The following is a 21436-nucleotide window of genomic DNA, read 5'->3' as shown; positions in this document are numbered from 1 at the left end:
TGCGTACCGGTCCAGCGCGGGCGCGGCTTATGCATCCGACAACAGACACGCCTGATCGGAATTGATCAACGAGGCGCTAAATCCGATCTATAAAATATCCTTGCGAGTTAGCTAAGCTGCGAGTTCGTTGAGTATCTATAGGCCGATGCTTTTCAATCAACGATATCCCGGTTTAGCGTCCTTAGTCCGTAAGGTAGTCGGAAAAGTAGAAGGCCCACAAAGTGGCCAATTTTTGCTTTTACCGCCGTCAGACGAGCTCATTTAAACCGGACATTGCCGACGCAAGAAACGCGAGATAGATTCTAGCCATGTGGACATTGTTCCCTTGAAATATTGCAGCTCTGGGCATCCAGGCTTTCCGCTGCGGGCCTTCCGGGTGCGCTTCGGATTACCGGACCAGTCGGGAAGCTCTCCTGCCGTATGAGGCGGAACGGGGGCGGCTGACTCAAAGGATATAGATTGTTGGTGCGAACTTCCTAACTTAAGTCTACGAAAGCTACCATCAACGGCGTTCCGTTGGCTGAGAGACGCTGGAGTGCTCCCGCTTATCTGGGGGAGTGACCAATGTTTTGTTTCGAGCTAGAGCCTGCGATACCGCTTCTGACGGTCACCCAGAAAGGCGTTTGGACAGCCGCGACGGTGGCGACGTTTGAGCCGGCATTTCGGCAAGAGCTGAAACGGCTTCTGGTCTCGGGGCGGCCGACATCGCTGATTATCGAAATCAGAGCCACGGTGCCCAGGGATCTTCTTGTCACCAAGGCGCTGCGCGCAATGGTTGCGCGACTTGGACATCTCAACGCGGACAGAACCGCCGTCGTGTCGTCGTTGGGATTTGCAGATTTGCAAGCCGGACGCATTCCCGACCCAAATACACGGATTTTTACGTCGATCGTTCAGGCAAGGGATTGGGTGACGAACAAGCCCGGGGAAAGCCTCAGTATGACGTCAGGCAACGAGCCGAGCGATGCTAGCCCAGAAGGGTCCGTCGTCCATGTACGCGGTCCTGCAGACGTGGACTTTGTGCTTACCCCGGCCGCCGCGCTCGAAACGGCTAGGCGTATTAGCGATGCAGCGGTGGAAGTGCTGCTCGAAACCGCGAGCGCGACGGCTCAGCGCGTCATTCCGATGTAAGCAGTTCCAAAGCCCGGACGCCTGATTTGGTGCCAGCACTGTAGTGGCGCTGAGTATGGAAAATCTTTGCATCCCATCATTGCTTGATCATGACGCGCGCACTTGGCGCCACCGGTCTAAGGTTCGCCACTGGGAACCTTAGACCGGGTCGTGTTCGCTGGGACCGGAAATTCGGAATGTCACCTGCCGAGCGCTTGGGCGATCGCCGCGGTCGCGAGGGGGCGCATGGCGGCATAGCCCTGCGGGGTCGGGTGGACGCCGTCGGTTGCGTAGCCGGGCTTCATCGCCCCCGCCGGCGTCGAAAGTGCGGCGTGATAATCGACATAGGTGAAGCCATTGGCTTTGGCAAAGCCGCGCAGCCAGTCGTTGAGCGCGGCGATCTGCGGGACCGGGCGTTTGTCGGGGCTCCAGGGAAAGGCGGCGGCGGGGGGAACCGAGGCGAGGATCACCTTGATCCCGTGCGCGCGCGCGAGTTCGGCCATGCTCCGGATATTGCCTTCGACCGTCTCGATCGTTGCGGCGCCGGTGTTGCCGGCGATGTCGTTGGTCCCGGCCATGATGTGGACTGCCCGCGGTTTGAGCGCGATGACATCGCTGCGAAACCGGACGAGCATCTGCGGGGTCGTCTGCCCGCTGATCCCGCGATCGACCACGCCGTTCGAGAACAATGCCGCGTCGGCATGGATCCAGTTGTCGGTGATAGAATCGCCCATAAAGACGACGCGGACCGTCTTGCCGGCGAGTGCGCGATTATCCGCAGCGTAACGGCACAACTGGCCAAAGTCGCGGGTCAGCATATGCCGTTTCCACGTTGCCCAGCCGGCTGCATCGGCCGGTGCTGGATGTTGCGGGCAGGGGTCGGCGACGATACCCACCGGATCGCTGGCATAGGGCGTGTCTGCGTCCCTGGTCTGCGCGGGCACGGAGGCCGGCAACACCCCGAGTGCGAGTGGCAAAATCCAGTGTTTCATCGCCATGCGGTGGATCCTTTACTGTGTCCTACGTCGCCCTAGACCGGCGCGATTATATAATTACCGCAATTTATCATACAAACCTTGTTACCGCTATCGGATCAGGCAATACAGCGGCGCTACGCGACCGGAGCTTACCGGTTGCGAGGCTAGAGGGGACGGGACTGGTGGGGAAGAGGGTGGTCTTGACGAGCGCGATCGCGTTGCTCGCCCTGTCGGCGCCTTCCCGTCCCGCCGCGTCGCACGCCGAGGTTTCTCCGGCTCGTGCGCCCTATGCGTGGCGCAACGTCCGGGTCGGTGGCGGCGGCTTCGCGCCCGGCATCATCTTCAGTACCGTCGAGCGTGGGCTCGCCTATCTGCGTACCGACATGGGCGGAGCCTATCGCTGGGACGCGGCCGCGCGTGCCTGGCTGCCGTTGCAGGATGGCAATGCCGTCAGCAGCTATATGGGGATCGAGAGCATTGCCGCGGATCCGGTCGATGCGGATGTCGTGTATCTCGCGGCGGGCATGTCGGCGCGGGGCGAAGCGGCGATCTGGCGATCGGACGACCGTGGCGCGCGGTGGCGGATCACGCCGGTACCGTTCGCGATGGGCGGCAACGAGGATGGCGGCGGCCTTGGCGAACGGCTTGCGATCGACCCGCATCGCCCGGCGACGCTGATGTTCGGGTCACGCCATGACGGCCTGTGGCGCAGCGACGATTCGGGTGCGCATTGGCGAAAGGTCGACAGCTTTCCGGTCGCGGGGCTCGGCAAACCGGTACAGTCCCGCGCAACGCATGGCGGGCTGAGTTTCGTCTTGTTCGATCGCGCGCATCGCGGGCGGATCTTCGTCGGCCGGGCGGACCCGGGCGCGCATCTCTTCCGGTCCGATGACGGTGGTGGGTCGTGGCGCACCGTGTCCGGAGGGCCGGATGACAGCATGTGCGCGGTGAAGGCCGTGCTCGGCGCGGACGGCGTCCTGACGATGACCTTTTCCGACGCGATCGGGCCGAACGGGATCACGCGAGGCGGTGTCTGGCGATATGATCCCGCGACCAATGTCTGGACCGACGTGACCCCCGACAGGCGCCCGGATGCACCGCCGGGGGGCTATATGGGCGTGGCGGTGTCGGCGCAGGATCCGCGCGTCATCGCCGTCAGTACCGTCAATCGCTATCGCCCCGTCGACACCGTGTGGCGATCGAGCGACGCTGGCGCACATTGGGACCAGCTCTACCAGCGCAGCACGCGGGATGTGACACAGACTCCGTTCCTCGCGTTCGACGGCCCGGCGGATTTCGGGCACTGGATCGCTGGGCTTGCGATCGGTCCGTTCGACCCGGGCCACGCCGCCTATGTGACCGGCGCGACGCTGTACGAGACACGCGCTTTCGACCGACCCGGTGCCGTGCCGTGGAAGCCCTGGACACGGGGTATCGAGCAGACCGCGATCATCACGCTGATCAGCCCGACGGGGGGCGCACCGTTGATCTCGGGGTTCGGCGATATTGCGGGGTTCCGTCACGACGATCTGACGGTTTCACCGCCCAACAGCCACCGTAATCCCTATCTGACCAACACGAACACGCTCGATTATGCGGGACTGGCGCCGGCGGTGGTCGTCCGCAGTGGCAGCAGTCATAGTCGCGAGGTCGCGGGCGCGAGCCTGGCCTGGTCGCAGGATGGGGCCCGGAGCTGGCAACCGCTCGTCACGCCGGGCAGGCTCGCGTCCGAACGGACCGGCGATGCGCCGATTATCGTGTCGGCCGATGGGGCGACCTTTCTCGTCGAGACAGAACAGCCAGTCCTGACCCGCGATCGCGGGCGGACCTGGGTCCGGATCCAAGGTCTTCCGGCGGGGCTGCGGCCGGTCGCCGACAAGGCCGACCCATCCCGGTTCTACGTCGTCGACACGCTGAACAATCGCGTCCTGCGCAGCACGGACGGCGGCGCGCATTTCATGCCCGTCGCTGCACAGGGCCTCCCCGCTGACCTTTCGAGCGCGCGGGGCCGCAACCGGGAGGCGCAGAGCCCGCTGCTCGCGACGCCGGGCACTGCGGGCCTGCTATGGCTCAATCTCGGCGGCGACCTGTATCGCTCGGTCGATGGCGGCGTGCACTGGGCGCGGGTCGGGGCAGGGTTGCGCGTCGCGCAATTCGGTCTGGGCAAGGCGGCAGCCGGCGCCCGCTGGCCGGCACTCTACGCGATCGGCCAGCAGGCCGGACAGGATGCGGTGTGGCGATCGATCGACGGCGCGACGACGTGGCAGCGGATCAACGACGACCGGCATCAATGGGGACTGCGCTTCCGCGTGATCAGCGGCGATCCGCGGATATTTGGCCGGGTCTATATCGGTACCGACGGCCGCGGCGTCGTCTATGGCGACCCGGTCGCCCGGAACAAGAAGAGCTGAGGGGATGATGATGAAACGACAGGCTCTGCTGCTTGCGTGGACGATGTCTACGCTGGTGACCGCCGCACATGCGCAACAGGCGACGCCAGTTCCGCATGTCGAGACGAAGAACGGCCGACATGCGCTGATCGTCGACGGCGCGCCCTTCCTGATGCTCGGAGCGCAGGTCAACAATTCGAGCAACTACGCCTCCGCGCTGCCGAAGGTCTGGCCGATGCTCGAGCGGATCCATGCGAACACCGTCGAGGTCCCCGTTGCCTGGCAACAGATCGAACCGATCGAGGGGCAGTTCGATTTCTCGTTCGTCCAGACGCTGCTCGACGAGGCGCGCACGCATGACAGGCGCGTCGTCCTGCTCTGGTTCGGAACGTGGAAGAACACCGCGCCGGGGTACACGCCCGACTGGGTCAAGCTCGACAATCGCCGCTTTCCCCGGATGAAGGACAAGGCGGGGCAGGATCATTCCGTCCATACGCCGCTCGCCCGGTCGACGCTCGAGGCCGACAAGCGCGCCTTTGTACGCCTGATCGGTTATCTCAAGGAGCATGATCCGCAGAACACGGTCATCCTCGTCCAGCCCGAAAACGAGGTTGGCAGCTACCGCGTCCCGCGCGACTATAGCCCGGCGGCGGACGCGCTGTTCGCGAAGCCCGTGCCCGCGGCGCTGACGCGCAAGCTCGGCAAGCCCGCCGGAAGCTGGACCGCGCTGTTCGGCGCGCAGGCCGACCGTGCGTTCAACACCTGGCACACCGCACGATATGTCAACGAGATCGCTGCCGCGGGCAAGGCGGTCAAGCCGATCCCGATGTACGTCAACGCGTCGCTGGCCGGACCATCCAACGTGCCCGATCCGACCGGCGTTGCCAGTGGCGGGCCGCAGCAGGACGTGCTCGATATCTGGAAGGCGGCAGCGCCGTCGATCGATTTCGCCGCGCCAGACATCTATGACCGTGCGAGCGAGAACGTCGCGCAATATCTCGATAAATATGCGCGGGCCGACAATGCGCTGATGGTCCCGGAAATCGGCAATGCGCGTGAATTCGCGCGCTATTTCTACGGTGCGCTGGGTCGTGGCGCGATCGGCTACGCGCCGTTCGGGATGGATGATACCGGCTACGTCAACTATCCGCTCGGCGCGCGGTCTCTCGACGAGGCGACGCTCGATGCGATCGCCAAGCCCTATGCCCTGTTTGCCGGCATGGCGCGCGAGTGGGCGAAGATCGCGTTCGAGCGTCCGACCTGGGGCGTCTTCAAACCCGACGACAATACGCCCCGGTCGACCGTGATGGGCGAATGGACGATCGCTGCGACCTGGGGCGAATGGCAGTTCGGTCAGAAGGACTGGACCTGGATCAAGACCGAGCCCGCGCCATGGGGCAACGAGCCCGTCGGCGGCGCGGCGATCGCGCACCTGTCCGCCAATGTCTTCCTGGTCGCGGGCGACCATGTCCGTCTCAACTTCGGCGCGCGATCGGGGGGGCCTGCAAACGGCCTCATCCTGCGCGTGGAGGAGGGGCATTTTCGGGACGGTGTCTGGGTGCGCGACCGGATCTGGAACGGCGATCAGACCGATTACGGGATTAACCTGATCGAGCCCGTGCTGCTTCGCGTCACGATGGGCGCATATCGCTGAAACATTACCGATCGACGCGCCGCGGGCTGCGTCGGCACTGTTGGAGAGTAAGATGACCAAGCCATTCCTGACCCTGTTGCTGGCGAGCGGCGCGATCGCCTCCGCGCACGCCGCTGCACCCGGCGGGTACGAGAAGATCGACGGCGGCGTCGCCGTGACCCCCGCAGGTGGCGCGACCGCGCGCGTAGAGGTCACGGTTCACGGCGACGGGATCATCCACGTCGTCGCCGCCCCGACGAGTTCGATCGGCGTGACCCGCACCACGAGCCTGATGGTGCCGAGCCCCCCAAAGGCGGGCGCGTATACGGTGACGGAGCGGGCAGGGCATGTCCTCATCAAGACGGCGCGGGATACGGCGGACGTCGACCTCGCGACCGGGCATGTCCGGTTCCTCGACGCTGCCGGCAAGACGGTGCTCGACGAGGCCAATACACGCCGCTTCCTGCCGAAGACGGTCGACGGACGGCAATATGTCACGGCGTCGCAGCAGTTCAACCGCGGCACCAGCGAGGCCTTTTACGGGCTTGGCCAGCACCAGAATGCGCAGATGGATTATAACGGCGAGGACGTCGAACTCGCGCAGCACAACATGGACATCGCCGTCCCCTTCCTGGTTTCGACCGGCAAGTACGGCATCCTGTGGGACAATGACGGGATCACCCGGTTCGGCAATCCCGAGCCCTATGACCTGGTCGGCGCGGGAACCGACACGGGCCTGCGCGTGACGAGCAACGGCAAGCCGGGCTTCACCGCCAACTATTATCTCGACGGCAAGCTGGCGGTCACGCGCCAGGAAGCCACGATCAACTATCAGTATATCAAGGACCAAGCGAACTGGCCCGAGGCGGCCAAGGCGCGCACGGTGGCGGCGACCGGCGGCCAGAATACGGCGGGCAACGCGGCCCAGACGCAGCGGGTCGTATGGACCGGCCGCGTGACGCCCGACCAGACGGGTGATCATAAATTCCAGCTCTATGGCTCGAGCTATTTCAAGGTGTTCGTCGACGGGCGCGAAGTGCTCAACCGCTGGCGGCAGAACTGGAATCCCTGGTACGCCAATTTCGACCTGCCGATGACCAAGGGCAAGGCCGCGGAGATCCGTATCGAATGGGATCCGAACGCCGGATACATCGCGCTGCTGCACAATGATCCGCTGCCCCAGGCCGACCGCCACTCGGCATGGTTCACCAGCGACGTCGCACGGTCGGTCAATTACTGGTACGTGCCCGGCAGCGACATGGACGATGTGATTGCGGGCTATCGCAAGCTGACCGGCAAGGCCGTCATGATGCCCAAATGGGCCTATGGCTTCTGGCAGTCGCGCCAGCGCTACAACACGCAGGACGAGGTCGTCGACGTGGTCCGCAAGTATCGCGACCTCCGCATCCCGCTCGACAACATCGTCCAGGACTGGTTCTACTGGCCCGAAAACGCCTGGGGCAGCCACCAGTTCGACAAGACGCGCTTTCCGGAGCCGCAGAAGATGGTCGACCAGCTCCACGCTCTTAACGCGAACTTCATGATCTCCGTCTGGCCGAAATTCTACCCGACCACCGACAATTACAAGGAGCTGGCGGCTAAGGGTTTCGTCTATGACGGCAATCTGAAGATGGCGAACAAGGACTGGGTCGGGCCCGGCTATGCCAATACCGACTATGATCCCTATGCGCCCGAGGCACGGACGATCTTCTGGCGGCAGATGCGCGACAGCCTCGCCAAGTTCGGGGTCGACGCCTGGTGGCTCGATGCGTCGGAGCCGGACATCCATTCGAACCTGTCGATCCCCGAGCGGATCGCCGCGATGGGGCCGACCGCGCGCGGGCCGGCGGAGGAATTCTTCAACAGCTTCTCGCTGGTCCATGCCGGGGCGGTCTATGACGGCTGGCGCCAGTACAAGCCCGATGTCCGGCCGTTCATCCTGACCCGTTCGGGCTTTGGCGGACTGCAGCGCGAGGGGGCCGCGATCTGGTCGGGCGATGTCGCCAGCCGCTGGTATGACCTGCGCGCGCAGGTGTCCGCGGGCGTCAATGCGTCGATGTCGGGCATACCCAACTGGACGCACGATATCGGCGGCTTCGCGCTCGAGGATCGCTATGCGAGCAAGACGCCCAAGCCTGCCGATCTCGACGAATGGCGCGAGCTCAACCTGCGCTGGTTCCAGTTCGGCGCGTTCAGCCCGTTGTTCCGCAGCCATGGCGAGAGCCCGTACCGCGAGATCTACGAGATCGCGCCCGAAGGCACGCCGATGCGCGCGTCGATGCTATGGTATGATCAGCTGCGCTATCGTCTGATGCCCTATATCTACACGCTCGCCGCGGAGACGTGGTTCAAGGACGGCAGCATCATGCGGGGCATGGTGATGGATTATCCCGACGACGTGAAGGCGCGCCGGATCAACGACCAGTATATGTTCGGCCATGCGTTTCTGGTCGCGCCGGTCACCGACTACAAGGCTCGGTCGCGGTCGGTCTATCTGCCGGGCGCGGCGACGCTTTGGTATGATTTCCAGTCCGGCCAGACGTATCGCGGCGGCCAGACGATTGACGCGCCCGCGCTCTACACACGCATGCCGCTGTTCGTGAAGGCGGGGGCGATCGTACCGATGGGGCCTGTCCGCCAGCATGTCGATGACCTGCCCGACGCACCCGTGACGGTGACCGTCTATACCGGCGCCAACGGGCAGTTCAGCCTGTACGAGGATGACGGTCGCAGCGAGCAATATCGCGGCGGTGCGTTTGCCCGCATTCCGATGCGGTATGACGATGCAACCGGCACGCTGTCGCTCGGTGCGCGCGAGGGCAAGGGCTTCAAGGGCATGTCGGAGTCCCGCACGATCAATGTGCGCTGGATCACGCCCGGCAAGCCGGTGACCGACGCCGATACCGCCGATGCGACGGTGACCTATGCGGGCAAGGCGATCACGGTGCAGCGCCCGCGTTGATGGCCGCGCGAGGGGGCACGGACGCGAAATCCCTTCGGGGCTGAACAGTCGCGGCGGACATCTGGACGCCGCGACGAATGCCGGGCTAGATCGGGCGAAACGAGACTAGGCGGGACGGCATGCGCCGCCCGTCTAGAGACGGCATGTAGAGAGAGAAATGTGATGATGACGCGCGGTACTCGATCGCTCCTGAACGTCTTGCTGCGCAGCGCGGTGCTGGTCGGTGTAATCGGGGTTTCGCCCGCGCTGGCGCAAACGACGAACAACGCGCCCGCGGCTGCAGCGGCGAAGACCGATGCGCCGGTCGCGCGGCCGTGGATGGATGCGAGCCTCGATCCGTCCGCCCGCGCCGATCTCATCCTCAAGGAGATGACGCTCGACGAGAAGCTGCAGCTGACCTTCGGCTATTTCTCGACCGATGCCGCCTGGCTCAAGACGCCGACCAAGAACTGGGAGTTCCCGAAGGACGGCTTGCCGGGATCCGCGGGGATCGTTCCGGGCATCGCGCGGCTGGGTATCCCGAGCCAGTGGCAGACGGATGCGGGCGTCGGTGTCGCCAGCCAGCGCAGCGCCACCCCGCGGCTGCGGACGTCGCTGCCATCGGGAATATTGACGGCGGCGACGTGGAACCCGGCGCTCGCCGAAGCCGGTGGCGCGATGATCGGCAACGAGGCGTTCCTGTCGGGCTTCAACGTGCAGCTGGCGGGCGGCATGAATCTGCTGCGCGAACCCCGTAACGGCCGCAATTTCGAATATGGCGGCGAGGATCCGCTGCTCGCGGGCGTCATGACGGGGCATGCTATCAAGGGAATCCAGTCCGAGCACGTCGTCTCGACGATGAAGCATTACGCGTTCAACGGGCAGGAAACCAACCGCTTCACGATCGATCACCGCATCGGCGAACAGGCGGCGCGCCAGTCGGATCTGCTGGCGTTCCAGATCGCCAACGAGATCGGCCAGCCGGGTTCGGTGATGTGCTCGTACAACCGCGTCAACGGTCACTATGCATGCGAGAACGACTGGCTGCTGAACACGGTGCTGAAGAAGGACTGGGGCTTCAAGGGCTATGTGATGTCGGACTGGGGGGCCGCCCATTCGACGACGGAAGCCGCCAATGCCGGGCTCGACCAGCAGTCGGGCTGGGCGTTCGACCGGTCGCCCTATTTCTCCGAAGCGCTGCGCGAGGCGGTCAATAACGGCCATGTCAGCACGGCGCGTGCCGATGACATGGCCCGGCGCGTGCTGTGGGGGATGTTCTCGGTGGGCGCATTCGACACGCCGGTCCGCGGCGATCGCGCGGCGACGATCGACTATGCCGCACACGCGGCGGTCACGCGCAGCGATGCCGAGGAGGGTATCGTCCTGCTGAAGAACGACGCTAATCTGCTGCCCCTGGCGAAAACGGCGAAGTCGATCCTGCTCATTGGTGCGCATGCCGATGTCGGCGTTTTGTCGGGCGGCGGATCGTCACAGGTCTATTCGCCCAACGCGCCGACCAGCGGCCTGATCGTGCCGGACGAGTTCAACAAGGGCTTTCCCGGCCCCAAGACCTATCACGCATCGTCGCCCATGACCGCGCTGCAGGCCCGCACCGGTGCCCGCGTCACCTATCTCGACGGCAAGGATCCGCGCGCGGCCGCAGCGGCGGCGCGCAAGGCCGATATCGTGATAGTCTTTGGCGAACAGTGGACCGGTGAGTCGATCGACGTCCCCGATCTGGCGTTGCCCGATGCGCAGAATGCCCTGATCGACGCGGTCGCCCGCGCCAACCGCAAGACCGTCGTGGTGCTCGAGACGGGCGGGCCGGTCGTCATGCCGTGGCTGTCGAAGGTCGGCGCGGTGATCGAGGCCTGGTATCCGGGCACGGCAGGCGGCGAGGCGATTGCGCGCATCCTCACCGGCGAGGTCAATCCGTCAGGTCACCTTCCTGCGACCTTCCCCGCATCGCTGTCGCAGCTGCCGCGCCCGGTGCTGGAAGGCGACCCGAAGCTCGACCGCGACGCACATCCGATGGGCAATTACGACATCGAAGGCGCCGCCATCGGCTACAAGTGGTTCGACAAGACCGGCCGCAAGCCGCTGTTCCCGTTCGGCTACGGCCTGTCCTATACCCGGTTCGCGCTCGACGGTCTGAAGGCTGAAGCGAAGGGCAAGGGCATCGCCGCGACGTTCGCGGTCCGCAATACCGGGCCGGTCGCGGGCAAGACCGTCGCGCAGGTCTATGTCGCGGCGCCGGGCTGGGAAGCGCCCAAACGGCTCGGCGCGTTCCAGAAGGTCGATCTGGCAGCGGGGGCGAGCCAGTCGGTGGCGACGATGATCGACCCGCGCCTGCTCGCGACCTTCGACACGGCGACCGCGACGTGGAAGATCGCGGAGGGCGACTATCAGGTCATGCTGGCCGACTCGGCGGCGAGCATCGCGCAGACGGTCACCGTGCATCTGCCGGCGCAGACGCTCGACAGCCGGGGGAAATAGCGGACGGCGCGGGGGCTGTCGCGCGGCGCCGGACGCTGATCAGGACCGCGACCAGCCCCAGTGCCGACGCCCCGGCACCCGCAAGCGCGATCATCGGATAGCCGAGGCCTGTCGCGATGACGCCGCCGCCAACCGCCGCGCCGATCGCGTTGCCCAGGTTGAACGCACCGATGTTCATCGCCGAAGCGAGGTTCGGCGCGTCGGCGGCGGCGTGCATGACGCGGACCTGAAGCGGGGGGACGAGCGCGAAGCTGGCGACGCCCCACAGGAAGATGAGGATCGCGGTCGGCACCTTGAACGGCATCAGCACGGCGAAGCCGACCAGGATCGCGGTCAGCAGCGCAAGCGTCACGATCAGCGTCCGGTCGACCGAGCGATCGGCGAACCGCCCGCCGAGCCAGTTGCCGACCGTCAGCCCCACGCCGTAGGTCACCAGCATCGCGGTGACATAGCCGAGCGACGCCTGCGTCACCTCGCGCAGGATCGGCGTGATATAGGTGAAGACGGTGAACATCGCGCTGGCGCCGACGACCGTCAGGCCGAGCGCACCCAGCACGGGCCCGCGCGTGAGGACGCGCAGTTCCGCCTTCGGGTCGGTGCCTGTCGGCGCGGGCAGCACGGGAAGCGTCAGCCGCAGCGCCGCCATCGTCGCTAAGCCCAGCACCGAAATACCCCAGAACGACGCGCGCCAGCCGAGGTGATCGCCCGCCCATGTCGCGAGCGGAACGCCGACGACATTGGCGATGGTCAGCCCCATGAACATCGCCGCGACCGCGCCGGCCCGGCGTTCGGGCGCGACGAGGCTGGCGGCGACGATCGCCCCGACCCCAAAGAACGCGCCGTGGTTGAACGACGTCAGGATCCGCGCGGCCATCAGCATGCCGTACCCCGTGGACATCGCGGCGAGCAGGTTGCCGATCGTGAAGATGCCCGCGAGCACGATCAGCAGCGTCCGGCGCGGCACGCGCCCGGTCGTCAGCGTCATCAGCGGCGCGCCGATGACCACGCCGAGCGCATAGGCACTGATGAGCAGGCCCGCTGTCGGGATCGAAACGCCAAGATCGCCGGCGATGACGGGGAGCAGGCCCATGGGGGCGAATTCGGTCACGCCGATGCCGAACGCGCCGACGGACAGGGCCAGAAGCCCGGGGTTCAATTTCATCGCTCTATTCCTGATGACTTGGGCGGGTCAGACCATCGCCGGGTTCAGCCGGGCGAAACCCTCCTGCTGACGATAGGGGGTGTGCGGGTAAGGCGGCAGAACCGCGCTGGCGGCATCGAGCGCGGCGACCTGTTCGACCGACAACGCCCAGCCGACCGCACCGATATTGTCGCGTAGCTGCGCCTCGGTACGTGCGCCGATGATGACCGACGCGACGGTCGGCCGACGGAGCAGCCAGTTGATCGCGATCTGCGGCACGGTCTTGCCCGTTTCGTCCGCGATCACCTCGAGTGCATCGACCACGCGGTAGAGCAGTTCGGCGTCGACGGGCGGCGCGAATTGCTCCGTGTCGTGAAGCCGGCTGCGAGCGGGCACCGGTCGATCCCGGCCGATCTTGCCGGTCAGCCTGCCCCAGCCGAGCGGGCTCCAGACGAGCGCGCCGATGCCCTGGTCGGCGCCGACCGGCATGAGGTCTGCTTCGTACGCACGACCGACGAGCGAATAATAGACCTGGTGCGCGACGAGCCGGGACCAGCCATGGCGGTCGGCCAGGTTCTGCGCCTTCATCACCTGCCACCCGGGATAATTGGATATCCCGGCATAACGAACCTTGCCCGCCGCGATCAGCTGGTCGAGCGTCGCCATCACTTCCTCGGTCGGGGTCGACGCGTCGAAGGCGTGAAGCTGCAACAGGTCGATATGGTCGGTGCCGAGGCGTTGCAGCGACTCCTCGACCGCACGGATCAGCCGGGCGCGCGACGTGCCCCAGTCCTGCGGCCCGTCCCCCATCGGCAGGCCGGTCTTGGTCGAGATCAGCACGTGATCACGCCGCCCCTTGATCGCGCTGCCGAGCACCGTTTCGGACGCGCCGTGCGAATAGACATCGGCGGTGTCGAACAGGGTGATCCCGGCATCGATGCACAGGTCAACCAGTCGTCGGGCTTCGACGGCGTCGCTGCATCCCCATGCGCCGAACAGCGGACCCGTTCCGCCAAAGGTGCCAGTTCCGAAGCTCAATGCCGGCACCCGCAGGCCCGACGATCCCAATTGGCGATAGTCCATAATTTTGATCCCGATCGCGGTGTACCCGGCTGCGATTTAGACGCATAGATAGGGCGAAGTGTACGGACCGATTAGGCTGTATCGCCACGAAGGACCTTTGACTTGAACGCAAAGACGGGAATGGGGGCTGATCGGGCCCGCGCGCTTGAGATCTTCGCGGCGGTCATGCGCGAGGGAAGCTTCTCTGGAGCCGGCCGCGTGCTCGGACTGACGCCATCCGCGGTGGCGCGGGCGATCGACCGGATCGAGGCTCGGCTCGGCGTCCGGCTGCTCCTGCGGTCGACCCGTGCGCTGACCCCGACGGCCGAAGGGCAGGCCTATCTCCAGACGGCGCGTCGGATCCTCGCCGACCTCGATGATGCCGAACAGCAGATCGCCGATCAGGGCGCGCCCCGGGGACGGCTGCGGATCAGTGCCGCTCTGTCGCACGGGCGGTTGTGCGTCGTCCCGCTGCTCGGCGCATTTGCCGAGGCCTATCCGCATATCCTCGTCGATATCGCGTTGACCGACACGATCGTCGACGTTGCGGCGGGGCAGGCGGACGTCGCGATCCGCTTCGGTCCGCTGGTCGACAGCCTGTTGACCGCCAGAAAACTCGGCGAGAGCCGGCGGGTAATCGTCGCGGCACCCGACTATCTGGCGCGGCGTGGTACCCCGACCCGGCCCGAGGAGCTGCACCGGCACAACTGCCTGAACTTCAACTTCCGGCGGGTCGAACCCGTCTGGCCGTTCCTTGTCGATGGGGTAGACATGGCGCTCGTCGTGACCGGCAATATCGAAGCCAATAACGGCGAAACATTGGGGCAGCTGGCCGCCGCGGGCGTCGGGATCGCGCGCGTCGGTGCGTTCAGCGTCGTCGACGATATCGCCGCGGGCCGTCTCGTCCCGCTCTTCGAGGCGTATAATCCGGGCGACGTCGAACATATCCACGCGCTGTTCGTCGGCGGCACCAACACGCCGGCCCGCGTGCGGGTGTTCGTCGACTTTCTCGCGGAACGCCTCCGGGGGTGATCGTCGCGCCGGTGTGCCGGGAGAGGCTATTGGTCCGCGGCCATCCCGGGTCGCGCAGGCGTCTGCCGGTGACCGCTGAGATCGGATCCGGCATCGACGGCAAAGCGGCGGTTCCAGATCGTCGCGGCCGCCGACACCGCCGTCACGACCAGGAAGGCGAGGGTGAAATCGGCGAGCACCGGGCGTGTCGTGCCCGATCCGAGCATGCCGACATGCAACGCGGCCGCGCCGACGCAGATGCCGAGCGAGAGCATGAGTTGCTGGAACGTCGCGTAGAAACTGGTCGCGCTGCTCATCCGTGACGAGGGAATCTCGTCATATGCGATCGTGTTGTAGGCGGAGAACTGGAACGACATGAAGAAGCCGGAGAGCATCAGGACGCCGAAGATGACGGGGATGGGCCAGTCGGGGCGGAACAGCCCGCACACCGCATAGCCGCCGCTCGAACACAGGCCGCCGACGATCAGGCTGTTGCGGAATCCGAACCGTCGCAGCACGCGGGGGGCAAGGCTCTTCATCATCAGCGAACCGATCGCCCCGGCGATCGTGATCGCGCCGCTCGCCGCCGCGGTCATGCCGAACCCGAGCTGGAGCATCATCGGCAACAGGAACGGCTGAGCGCCTTGCGTGATCCGCGTCAGCGATCCGCCGATCACCGACAGGCGGAAGGTCGGGATCCGCATCAGCGAGAGGTCGAGGATCGGATCGCTGCGGCGTCTGGCGTGGCGGATATAGGCGACGCCCGCGACCAGGCCGATCACGATGAGCGCGACGGCCTGCGTTAATTCGCCCGTGCGGCTGGTCATCTCGAACCCGAACAACAGGCAGCCGAGCGACACGCCTGACAGGATGAAGCCGGGGACGTCGAACCGTGCCGGGCGATCCTCGCGCACATCACCGATATAGCGGGTGACAAGCACCACGCCGAGCATGCCGATCGGGATGTTGAGGTAGAAGATCCAGCGCCAGTCCAGATAGGTGACGATCGCGCCCCCGACCGGTGGCCCGAGAATCGGACCGATCAGCGCAGGCATGATCAGCCACGACATGGCCTGCACCATGTCCTCCTTGGCCACGCTGCGAAGCAGGACGAGACGCCCGATCGGGATCATCATCGCGCCGCCCAGACCCTGCAGGAACCGCGCGCCCATCATGAACGACAGGCTGGTCGCCTGACCGCACAGGATCGAACCGCCGACGAAGATCAGGATCGCGGCCCGGAACACGGTGCGCGATCCGAACCGGTCGGCGAGCCGCCCGCTCGCCGGGATGAAGATCGCCAGCGCCAGCAGATAGGAGGTGAGTGCCGATCCCATGCTCGTCGCGGGAACGCCAAAATCGCGCGCCATGGTCGGCAACGCCGTCGCGAGCACGGTGGAATCCATCTGCTCCATGAACAGCGCGCAGGCAATGATCAGCGCGGTGACGCGGTAGTTGCTCGACGTGTGCGGGGGCGCTCCGGCGTCGCGCGGGACCCGCGCGATAGTGTCCGCGGCCGGGACGATGCCGTCGCGGACTTCGCTGTTGATCGCGGCGAGCCCGCGCCGGCGAAGCCTCATGCCTGCCACCCGCCGCCCAGCGCCCTGAAGACGTCGACCTGACGATCGATCAACAACGCGTCGGACGCGGCGAGGTTGGCCTGGGCCGTGGTCAGGGCCGCCTGCGCGGTCAGCAGCGACAGGAAATCGGTTCGGCCAAAGCGATAGAGTGTGCCCGCCTGGCCGGCGGCGGTCGCGGCACTCGCCTGCGCTCGCGACAGCGCGGCGTTGCGGTCGCCTTCGCGCGCATAGGCGGACAGCGCGGTCTCGGTCTCGCGCAACGCCTCCACCGTCGTCGAATCGAATTGCGCCAGCGCCTGATCCGCCGAAGCGCCGGCCTGCGCGATGCGTGCACGGACGACCGGGCGGTTCGGGAAGCTCCAGCTGATGAGCGGGCCGAGCCCCAGGTGGAACGCGCTGGTGGATCCGAGCGTCGAGACCGGCCCTGTGAACCCGGCGGATCCCCCCAGGCTGACCTGCGGATACAGGTCGGCGGTGGCGATGCCGATCCGCGCGGTCGCTGCGGCCAGTGCGCGTTCGGCCTGACGGATATCGGGCCGGCGGCGGATCAGCGCGGCGCCGTCGCCGATCGGCAGCGGCCGGGTCAGCGCGGGGGGCTTTGCGCAGCTCGCGACCTCGGCCGGATAGGCGGCGGGTGCGCGACCCATCAGCGTCGCCAGCCGGTAGAGCGCGGCGGTGCGCGTCGCGACCTGTGACGGGATCAACGCCTCGCTCTGGTCGACCGCGGTCCTTGCGCGCGTGACGTCGAACGCCGTGCCGCGCCCGCCGCGCTGCAAGCGGCGCGTGACGTCGAGCGTCTGGCGCTGCAGGGCCAGGACGCGGCTGTTCGCGGCGAGCACCATGTTCGCCGTGCACACCGCGGCATAGCTGCGCGCGGTTTCGGCCGCGACGGTCACGCGGACGTCGTCGCGCGCCGCGGCGACCGCCTGCGCATCGCCCTGCGCGGCTTCGATCGCGCGCCGGATGCGCCCCGACAGGTCGAGCGGATAGGCGAGGGTGATGCCGAGATTGGCGTCAAGCGTTCCGGGCAGGTTGCCGCGGCTCGCATAGGGCCGGTCGATCGACGTACCGCCGCCGATCGTGGTCGACAGCGTCCGCCCGGCGGCGATCTCCGCAACGACCGCGTCGGCGCGGCGGAGATTGGCATCGGCCGCCCGCAGATCGGTGTTCGCAGCCAGCGCCTCCGCGACGAACGCGTCGAGCCGGGGATCGCCATAGAGCTGCCACCAGCGATCGGGGAGGGGGGCATCGACGAACGCGGCCTCGTGACCGCTGTCGAACGCGCCTTGCGCGGCTGGCATCGCGGCGACGGCGCGATCGGGACGCGCATAGTCCGGGCCGGCGGTGGCGCAGGCGGCGAGGCCGAGCGCGAGGATACTCGCGGCAAGACCCCGGCGGGTGGGGGAGGCGGCGATCCCGCCCCGTCCAGGAGAAGGGGCGATCTGCGAGAGACGCGTGCGCATCACGCCGGCGCTCCCGACTGAAGTTTGGGCTCCACCGTCACCGTCGCCGTACGCCCGACGATCAGCGGGACACCCTTCGGCACCTGCATCAGCTTCACGCGCACCGGGATGCGCTGTGCGAGGCGGACCCAGTTGAACGTCGGGTTCACATTGGGCAGCAGGTTGGTCGTGTTCGTCCGTTCGCTGTCATTGATGCCCGCCGCGATACTGTCGACGCGGCCGTGCAGCGCCTGCGCTTCGCCCATCAGATGCACGGTCACCGGGTCGCCGACATGGATGCTGCCGAGCTTGGTTTCCTCGAAATATCCCTCGACGCGAAGCGAGTCCGTGTCGATCAGCGCCATCGCCTGTGCGCCAGCCGCGATATAGTCGCCGGGATGGAGATCGAGATTTGTGACGATGCCGTGCACGGTCGCCCGCACCGTCGTCCGCGCGAGGTTCAGCGCCGCAGTCGATCGCGCGCTCCGGGCCTGCGCGAGCGTTGCCGAGGCGGTGGCGACGCGCGCGACATTCTGTTCGTGCGTTTCCTTGGCGACCAGATCGCCCAGTGCGAGGTCGCGCTGTGCCTCGCGCCGCGCCTGCAGCAGCGTCGCGCGCGCGCTCGCGATCGAGGCGTCAGATTGCGCAAGCGTCAGTTCGAAACGCGGACGATCGACCACGAACAGCACGTCGCCGGGCTTGACCCTCTGGTTGTCCTGCACCGCGACGCGCGTGACGAGACCCGCGACATCGGGCGTGACGCGAACGATGTCGGCGCGGATATGCCCGTCGCGCGTCCACGGATCGCTCTCATAGCGCTTCCACAGCCACAGCGCGACGACCACCGCGAGGGCGACGATGACCAGAGTGACGGCGGAACGGCCGAGCGGGGCCAGCAGGGACTTGAGACGGGGCGAGGTCATGCGGAGGGTCCGGTGAGCAGGGCAAGCAGCCCGAGGATGAGGATGAACAGCGCCAGGTCGACCAGCGGACGATAGGTCACCGCGCGATAGGCCCCGGCAAAGGCGAGCAGGCGGGTGGTGACGCCCGTGAGCACGACCGCGGCGACCGCAAGCAGGAGGAGGGTCGGCAGATAGACACCGCCGATCGAGATCTCGCCGGTCATGCGGGCATCTCCGGTGAGCCCGCATAGGCGGGGGCCGAGGGAAAGAGGTTGCGGCGCAGCGAGGTGAGCGCGAGCACGCTCGTGCGGTGTCTCTCGGGCATGCTCGACGCGAAGCCGGCCAGCGCCCGGTCGATCCCCGCGAGCAGATCGGGTTCGGGGGGCGCCGGCTGGTTGGGGCGTAGTGCGCGGTAATGCGTGCCGACCCCGCGCAGCACCGGCGTGATCATCGCCGCCTCGTCGACCGGACCGTCGATGCGGAGCTGGCGGAGTTCGCCGACCGCCACGCCAACGCGCAGGTCGGTCAGCGCATCGAGCAGCGGCTTGCCGGGATCCTCGCCCTGCAGTGCAAGCCGCGGTGCGAGCAGTCCGATCCGGTCGAGCATCCGCGCGATCCAGCCGGCCGTATCAGGCCGGCCGGTCGAATCCGCACGCGCCGCCAGTTCGCGCCAGCCCGCGCGGAGCAACCGCCGCGCGCTGGTCTGCGCGCCGATCGTCTGAAACAGGCCGACCGTGACGACCGCGAACAACGTCCCGATCAATTGCGCGATCGCGCCGTTCATAAACTGATCGACGCCGCCGCCGAACCGGTCGTTCAGCCCGACCGTGTTAAGTCCGCCAAGCAACGCGCCGAGCGTGACGAGCAAGGTTGCCGGCCGCGCGAGGAACATTCCTCCGATCAGCATCGGCGGCGCGAGCACCGCGGCGAGCGTCACGAAGTCGGTCACGCGTGGCAGGATCGCGAACGCATAGACGGCCGACACGACCAGGCCGAGGATCGTGCCATAGAAGAACGCCTTGATCGCCGGTGCCGGGTTGTCGCTGTTGCCGAACAAGGCGCAGCACACCCCCGCGATCAGCACCGCGCCCGCACCGTCCGTCCATGCGGTCCCGATCCAGAAGGCGCAGCCCAGCAGGATCGTCATCACCGTGCCGGCGGCCGCTCGCAGCGCGATGCCGCGATCGCGGTGGAGCGGTCGCCTGGCGGAGCGCGCGAGCAGTCGCGCGACTGCGGGGGTGACGGGCGCGCGCGACGGCGATCGCATCTGATCGCGCAGGTCGCGCACGTTGCGATGCGCGTCGACCAGTTCCCCGAGCCGCGCCACCAGGCTCAGCCGCAACGCGTCACGCCAGATCAGCGCGCTGCCGGGCGCGGGTTCGAGCGCGCGGGCCCGGGCGATCAGTTCATCGGCGTGCGCGCCGCGCTCCGATGCCGAAGAGGGATCGCGCAGCCATTCGCGAACGTCCTCGATCAGCGCGAGCGCCTCGGGCCGCGGCCTGTCGGCGCCCCGCTTGAGCTCGACTATCCGGTCGTCGATCGCGCTCGCCAGCGGCAACAGCATCGACAGTTCCGCCTGGAGTGCGCGCAACGTCCGGACGCGCGGGAGCAGCCGTGCGGTGTCGAACGGCAGATGGATGGAAAGCTGGTGCAGCTCGTTGATGTCCAGTGCCAGCCGCCGCCGGTCGCGGTCGAGCGCGGCATCGCTTTCCCCCGCAAGCGAATCGCGCGACCAGCGTTCCGCGTCGGCGAGGATCGCGTCGATCCGGCCGAGCAGCACGGCGGTGACGGTCTGCGGGAAGACGAAGCCGTGGATCAGACTGCCGCACAGGATGCCGATCGTGATCTCCTGCACCCGCAGCGCAGCGATGGTGAAGACCGCGCCCGGCGCCGCAACCGACGGAAAACCGATGATGCTGGCGGTATAGCCCGCGAGCAGGAACACATAGGCCCGCGGCGTCCGGTCGAGCAGCGAGATGTAGAGGCACAGCCCGAGCCACAGCGCGAGGCCGAGCGACAGGAGTTCGGGCGCGTTGACGAGGTTCGGCACGAGCACGACCGCGGCAATCGCGCCAAGCACGGTCCCCGCGACCCGGAACACCGCCTTCGACAACACCGCGCCGGCCAGTGGCTGCGCGACGATATAGGACGTCGTCACCGCCCAATAGGGCCGCGTCAGACCGATCCGCAGCGCGATGTAATAAGCGAGGATCGCGGCGACGAAGCATTTGACCGAGAAGAGCGCCTCCTTCCCCCCGAAACGCGACAGCGTCATCGTCCGCGATCTGCCACAAACCGCGCGCCGAGCCGTTCCGCAACACGGAGCGCGGTGGCCAGATCGTCGTCCGGCACGCCCTCGAGCATCGCATGGCGCAGCGTCGCGAACTTCGCCTCGATCGTGGTGACGAGCCGCCGCCCGTGTGGCGTCAGGCGGATCCGGCTGACCCGCGCATCGGCGGGATCGCGGTGGCGCTCGACAAGCCCGGCGGCGGTCATCTGGTCGATCGAGCGCACCAGCGATGCCTGTGTCACGTCGAGTTCACAGGCGAGATCGATCTGCCGCACGTCGTCACCCAGCCGCCCGACCTGAACAAGCGCCCAGCCGGTCGATGCCGACACCCCCATGTCACGGAGCGCATGGTCGGCCGCCTGCCGCCAGCTGCGCGCGAGCGGCAGGAGGGTTCGGGCGTAGGATGATTCAAGCACGGCGCGGGGGGAGGTCATTAGCGTGCTAAGTAATCATGTCAGCTC

Annotated in this window: 15 protein-coding genes; 6 read left to right on the top strand and 9 right to left on the bottom strand. The window is 66.8% G+C overall.

From position 1 onward, the window contains the following. Nucleotides 1-564 precede the first annotated feature (564 nt). Entirely contained in the window at nt 565-1131 is a 567-nt protein-coding gene (locus IFS44_RS03245; protein ID WP_192008562.1) for a hypothetical protein, read from the top strand. A gap of 179 nt (nt 1132-1310) precedes the next feature. Here IFS44_RS03245 and IFS44_RS03240 read toward each other — a convergent pair whose 3' ends face one another. Continuing rightward, complete coding sequence (locus IFS44_RS03240) at nt 1311-2108, bottom strand: SGNH/GDSL hydrolase family protein (protein ID WP_192097458.1); 798 nt, start codon at nt 2106-2108, stop codon at nt 1311-1313. 179 nt (nt 2109-2287) lie between these two features. Here IFS44_RS03240 and IFS44_RS03235 point away from each other — a divergent pair, with 179 nt between their 5' ends. From IFS44_RS03235 to IFS44_RS03220, 4 genes are all read left to right on the top strand, one after another. Next, a complete protein-coding gene (locus IFS44_RS03235; protein ID WP_192097457.1) occupies nt 2288-4498 on the top strand; it encodes a hypothetical protein in 2211 nt (736 codons plus the stop codon). Between the two features lie 10 nt (nt 4499-4508). Next, nucleotides 4509-6131, top strand: coding sequence for a DUF5597 domain-containing protein (locus IFS44_RS03230; RefSeq protein WP_192097456.1), 1623 nt, complete (start codon nt 4509-4511; stop codon nt 6129-6131). 52 nt (nt 6132-6183) lie between these two features. Beyond that, nucleotides 6184-9072 (top strand): glycoside hydrolase family 31 protein, encoded by a 2889-nt coding sequence (locus IFS44_RS03225; protein WP_192097455.1) that lies wholly within the window; start codon nt 6184-6186, stop codon nt 9070-9072. A 165-nt stretch (nt 9073-9237) separates the two neighbouring features. Beyond that, on the top strand, nt 9238-11547 hold the full coding sequence (locus tag IFS44_RS03220; RefSeq protein WP_197977721.1) for a glycoside hydrolase family 3 C-terminal domain-containing protein: 2310 nt from the start codon (nt 9238-9240) through the stop codon (nt 11545-11547). On the opposite strand, the gene IFS44_RS03215 is transcribed toward IFS44_RS03220, so the two are convergent. Further along, complete coding sequence (locus IFS44_RS03215) at nt 11501-12709, bottom strand: MFS transporter (protein ID WP_192097453.1); 1209 nt, start codon at nt 12707-12709, stop codon at nt 11501-11503. The genes IFS44_RS03220 and IFS44_RS03215 overlap by 47 nt on opposite strands. A 27-nt stretch (nt 12710-12736) precedes the next feature. Beyond that, a complete protein-coding gene (locus tag IFS44_RS03210) occupies nt 12737-13771 on the bottom strand; it encodes an aldo/keto reductase (RefSeq protein ID WP_192097452.1) in 1035 nt (344 codons plus the stop codon). A gap of 120 nt (nt 13772-13891) precedes the next feature. Here IFS44_RS03210 and IFS44_RS03205 point away from each other — a divergent pair, with 120 nt between their 5' ends. Beyond that, nucleotides 13892-14782 (top strand): LysR family transcriptional regulator, encoded by an 891-nt coding sequence (locus IFS44_RS03205; RefSeq protein WP_192097543.1) that lies wholly within the window; start codon nt 13892-13894, stop codon nt 14780-14782. 26 nt (nt 14783-14808) lie between these two features. On the opposite strand, the gene IFS44_RS03200 is transcribed toward IFS44_RS03205, so the two are convergent. Genes IFS44_RS03200 through IFS44_RS03175 form a run of 6 tightly spaced genes read right to left on the bottom strand, consistent with a single transcriptional unit; the run spans nt 14809 to nt 21409 of the window. Continuing rightward, nucleotides 14809-16341, bottom strand: a complete 1533-nt coding sequence (locus tag IFS44_RS03200) for a DHA2 family efflux MFS transporter permease subunit (protein ID WP_192097451.1) — start codon at nt 16339-16341, stop codon at nt 14809-14811. Then, nucleotides 16338-17807 (bottom strand): TolC family protein, encoded by a 1470-nt coding sequence (locus IFS44_RS03195; protein WP_342366312.1) that lies wholly within the window; start codon nt 17805-17807, stop codon nt 16338-16340. The genes IFS44_RS03200 and IFS44_RS03195 overlap by 4 nt, the downstream gene beginning before the upstream one ends. Further along, on the bottom strand, nt 17804-18706 hold the full coding sequence (locus IFS44_RS03190; protein ID WP_192097450.1) for an efflux RND transporter periplasmic adaptor subunit: 903 nt from the start codon (nt 18704-18706) through the stop codon (nt 17804-17806). Before IFS44_RS03190 ends, IFS44_RS03195 begins: the two co-directional genes overlap by 4 nt. Beyond that, complete coding sequence (locus IFS44_RS03185) at nt 18703-18909, bottom strand: DUF1656 domain-containing protein (protein ID WP_192097449.1); 207 nt, start codon at nt 18907-18909, stop codon at nt 18703-18705. Before IFS44_RS03185 ends, IFS44_RS03190 begins: the two co-directional genes overlap by 4 nt. Continuing rightward, nucleotides 18906-20960 carry an FUSC family protein gene (locus IFS44_RS03180; RefSeq protein WP_192097448.1) on the bottom strand — a complete coding sequence of 685 codons (2055 nt, stop codon included), beginning with the start codon at nt 20958-20960 and terminating at the stop codon, nt 18906-18908. Before IFS44_RS03180 ends, IFS44_RS03185 begins: the two co-directional genes overlap by 4 nt. Further along, nucleotides 20957-21409: a MarR family winged helix-turn-helix transcriptional regulator gene (locus IFS44_RS03175; protein ID WP_107932957.1), complete on the bottom strand. Its 453-nt coding sequence runs from the start codon at nt 21407-21409 to the stop codon at nt 20957-20959. The genes IFS44_RS03180 and IFS44_RS03175 overlap by 4 nt, the downstream gene beginning before the upstream one ends. Nucleotides 21410-21436 lie beyond the last annotated feature (27 nt).

Source organism: Sphingomonas sp. CFBP 13706, assembly GCF_014842355.1.
GTDB classification, from domain to species: domain Bacteria; phylum Pseudomonadota; class Alphaproteobacteria; order Sphingomonadales; family Sphingomonadaceae; genus Sphingomonas; species Sphingomonas aerolata.
This window is presented reverse-complemented; position numbering and strand designations above follow the sequence as displayed.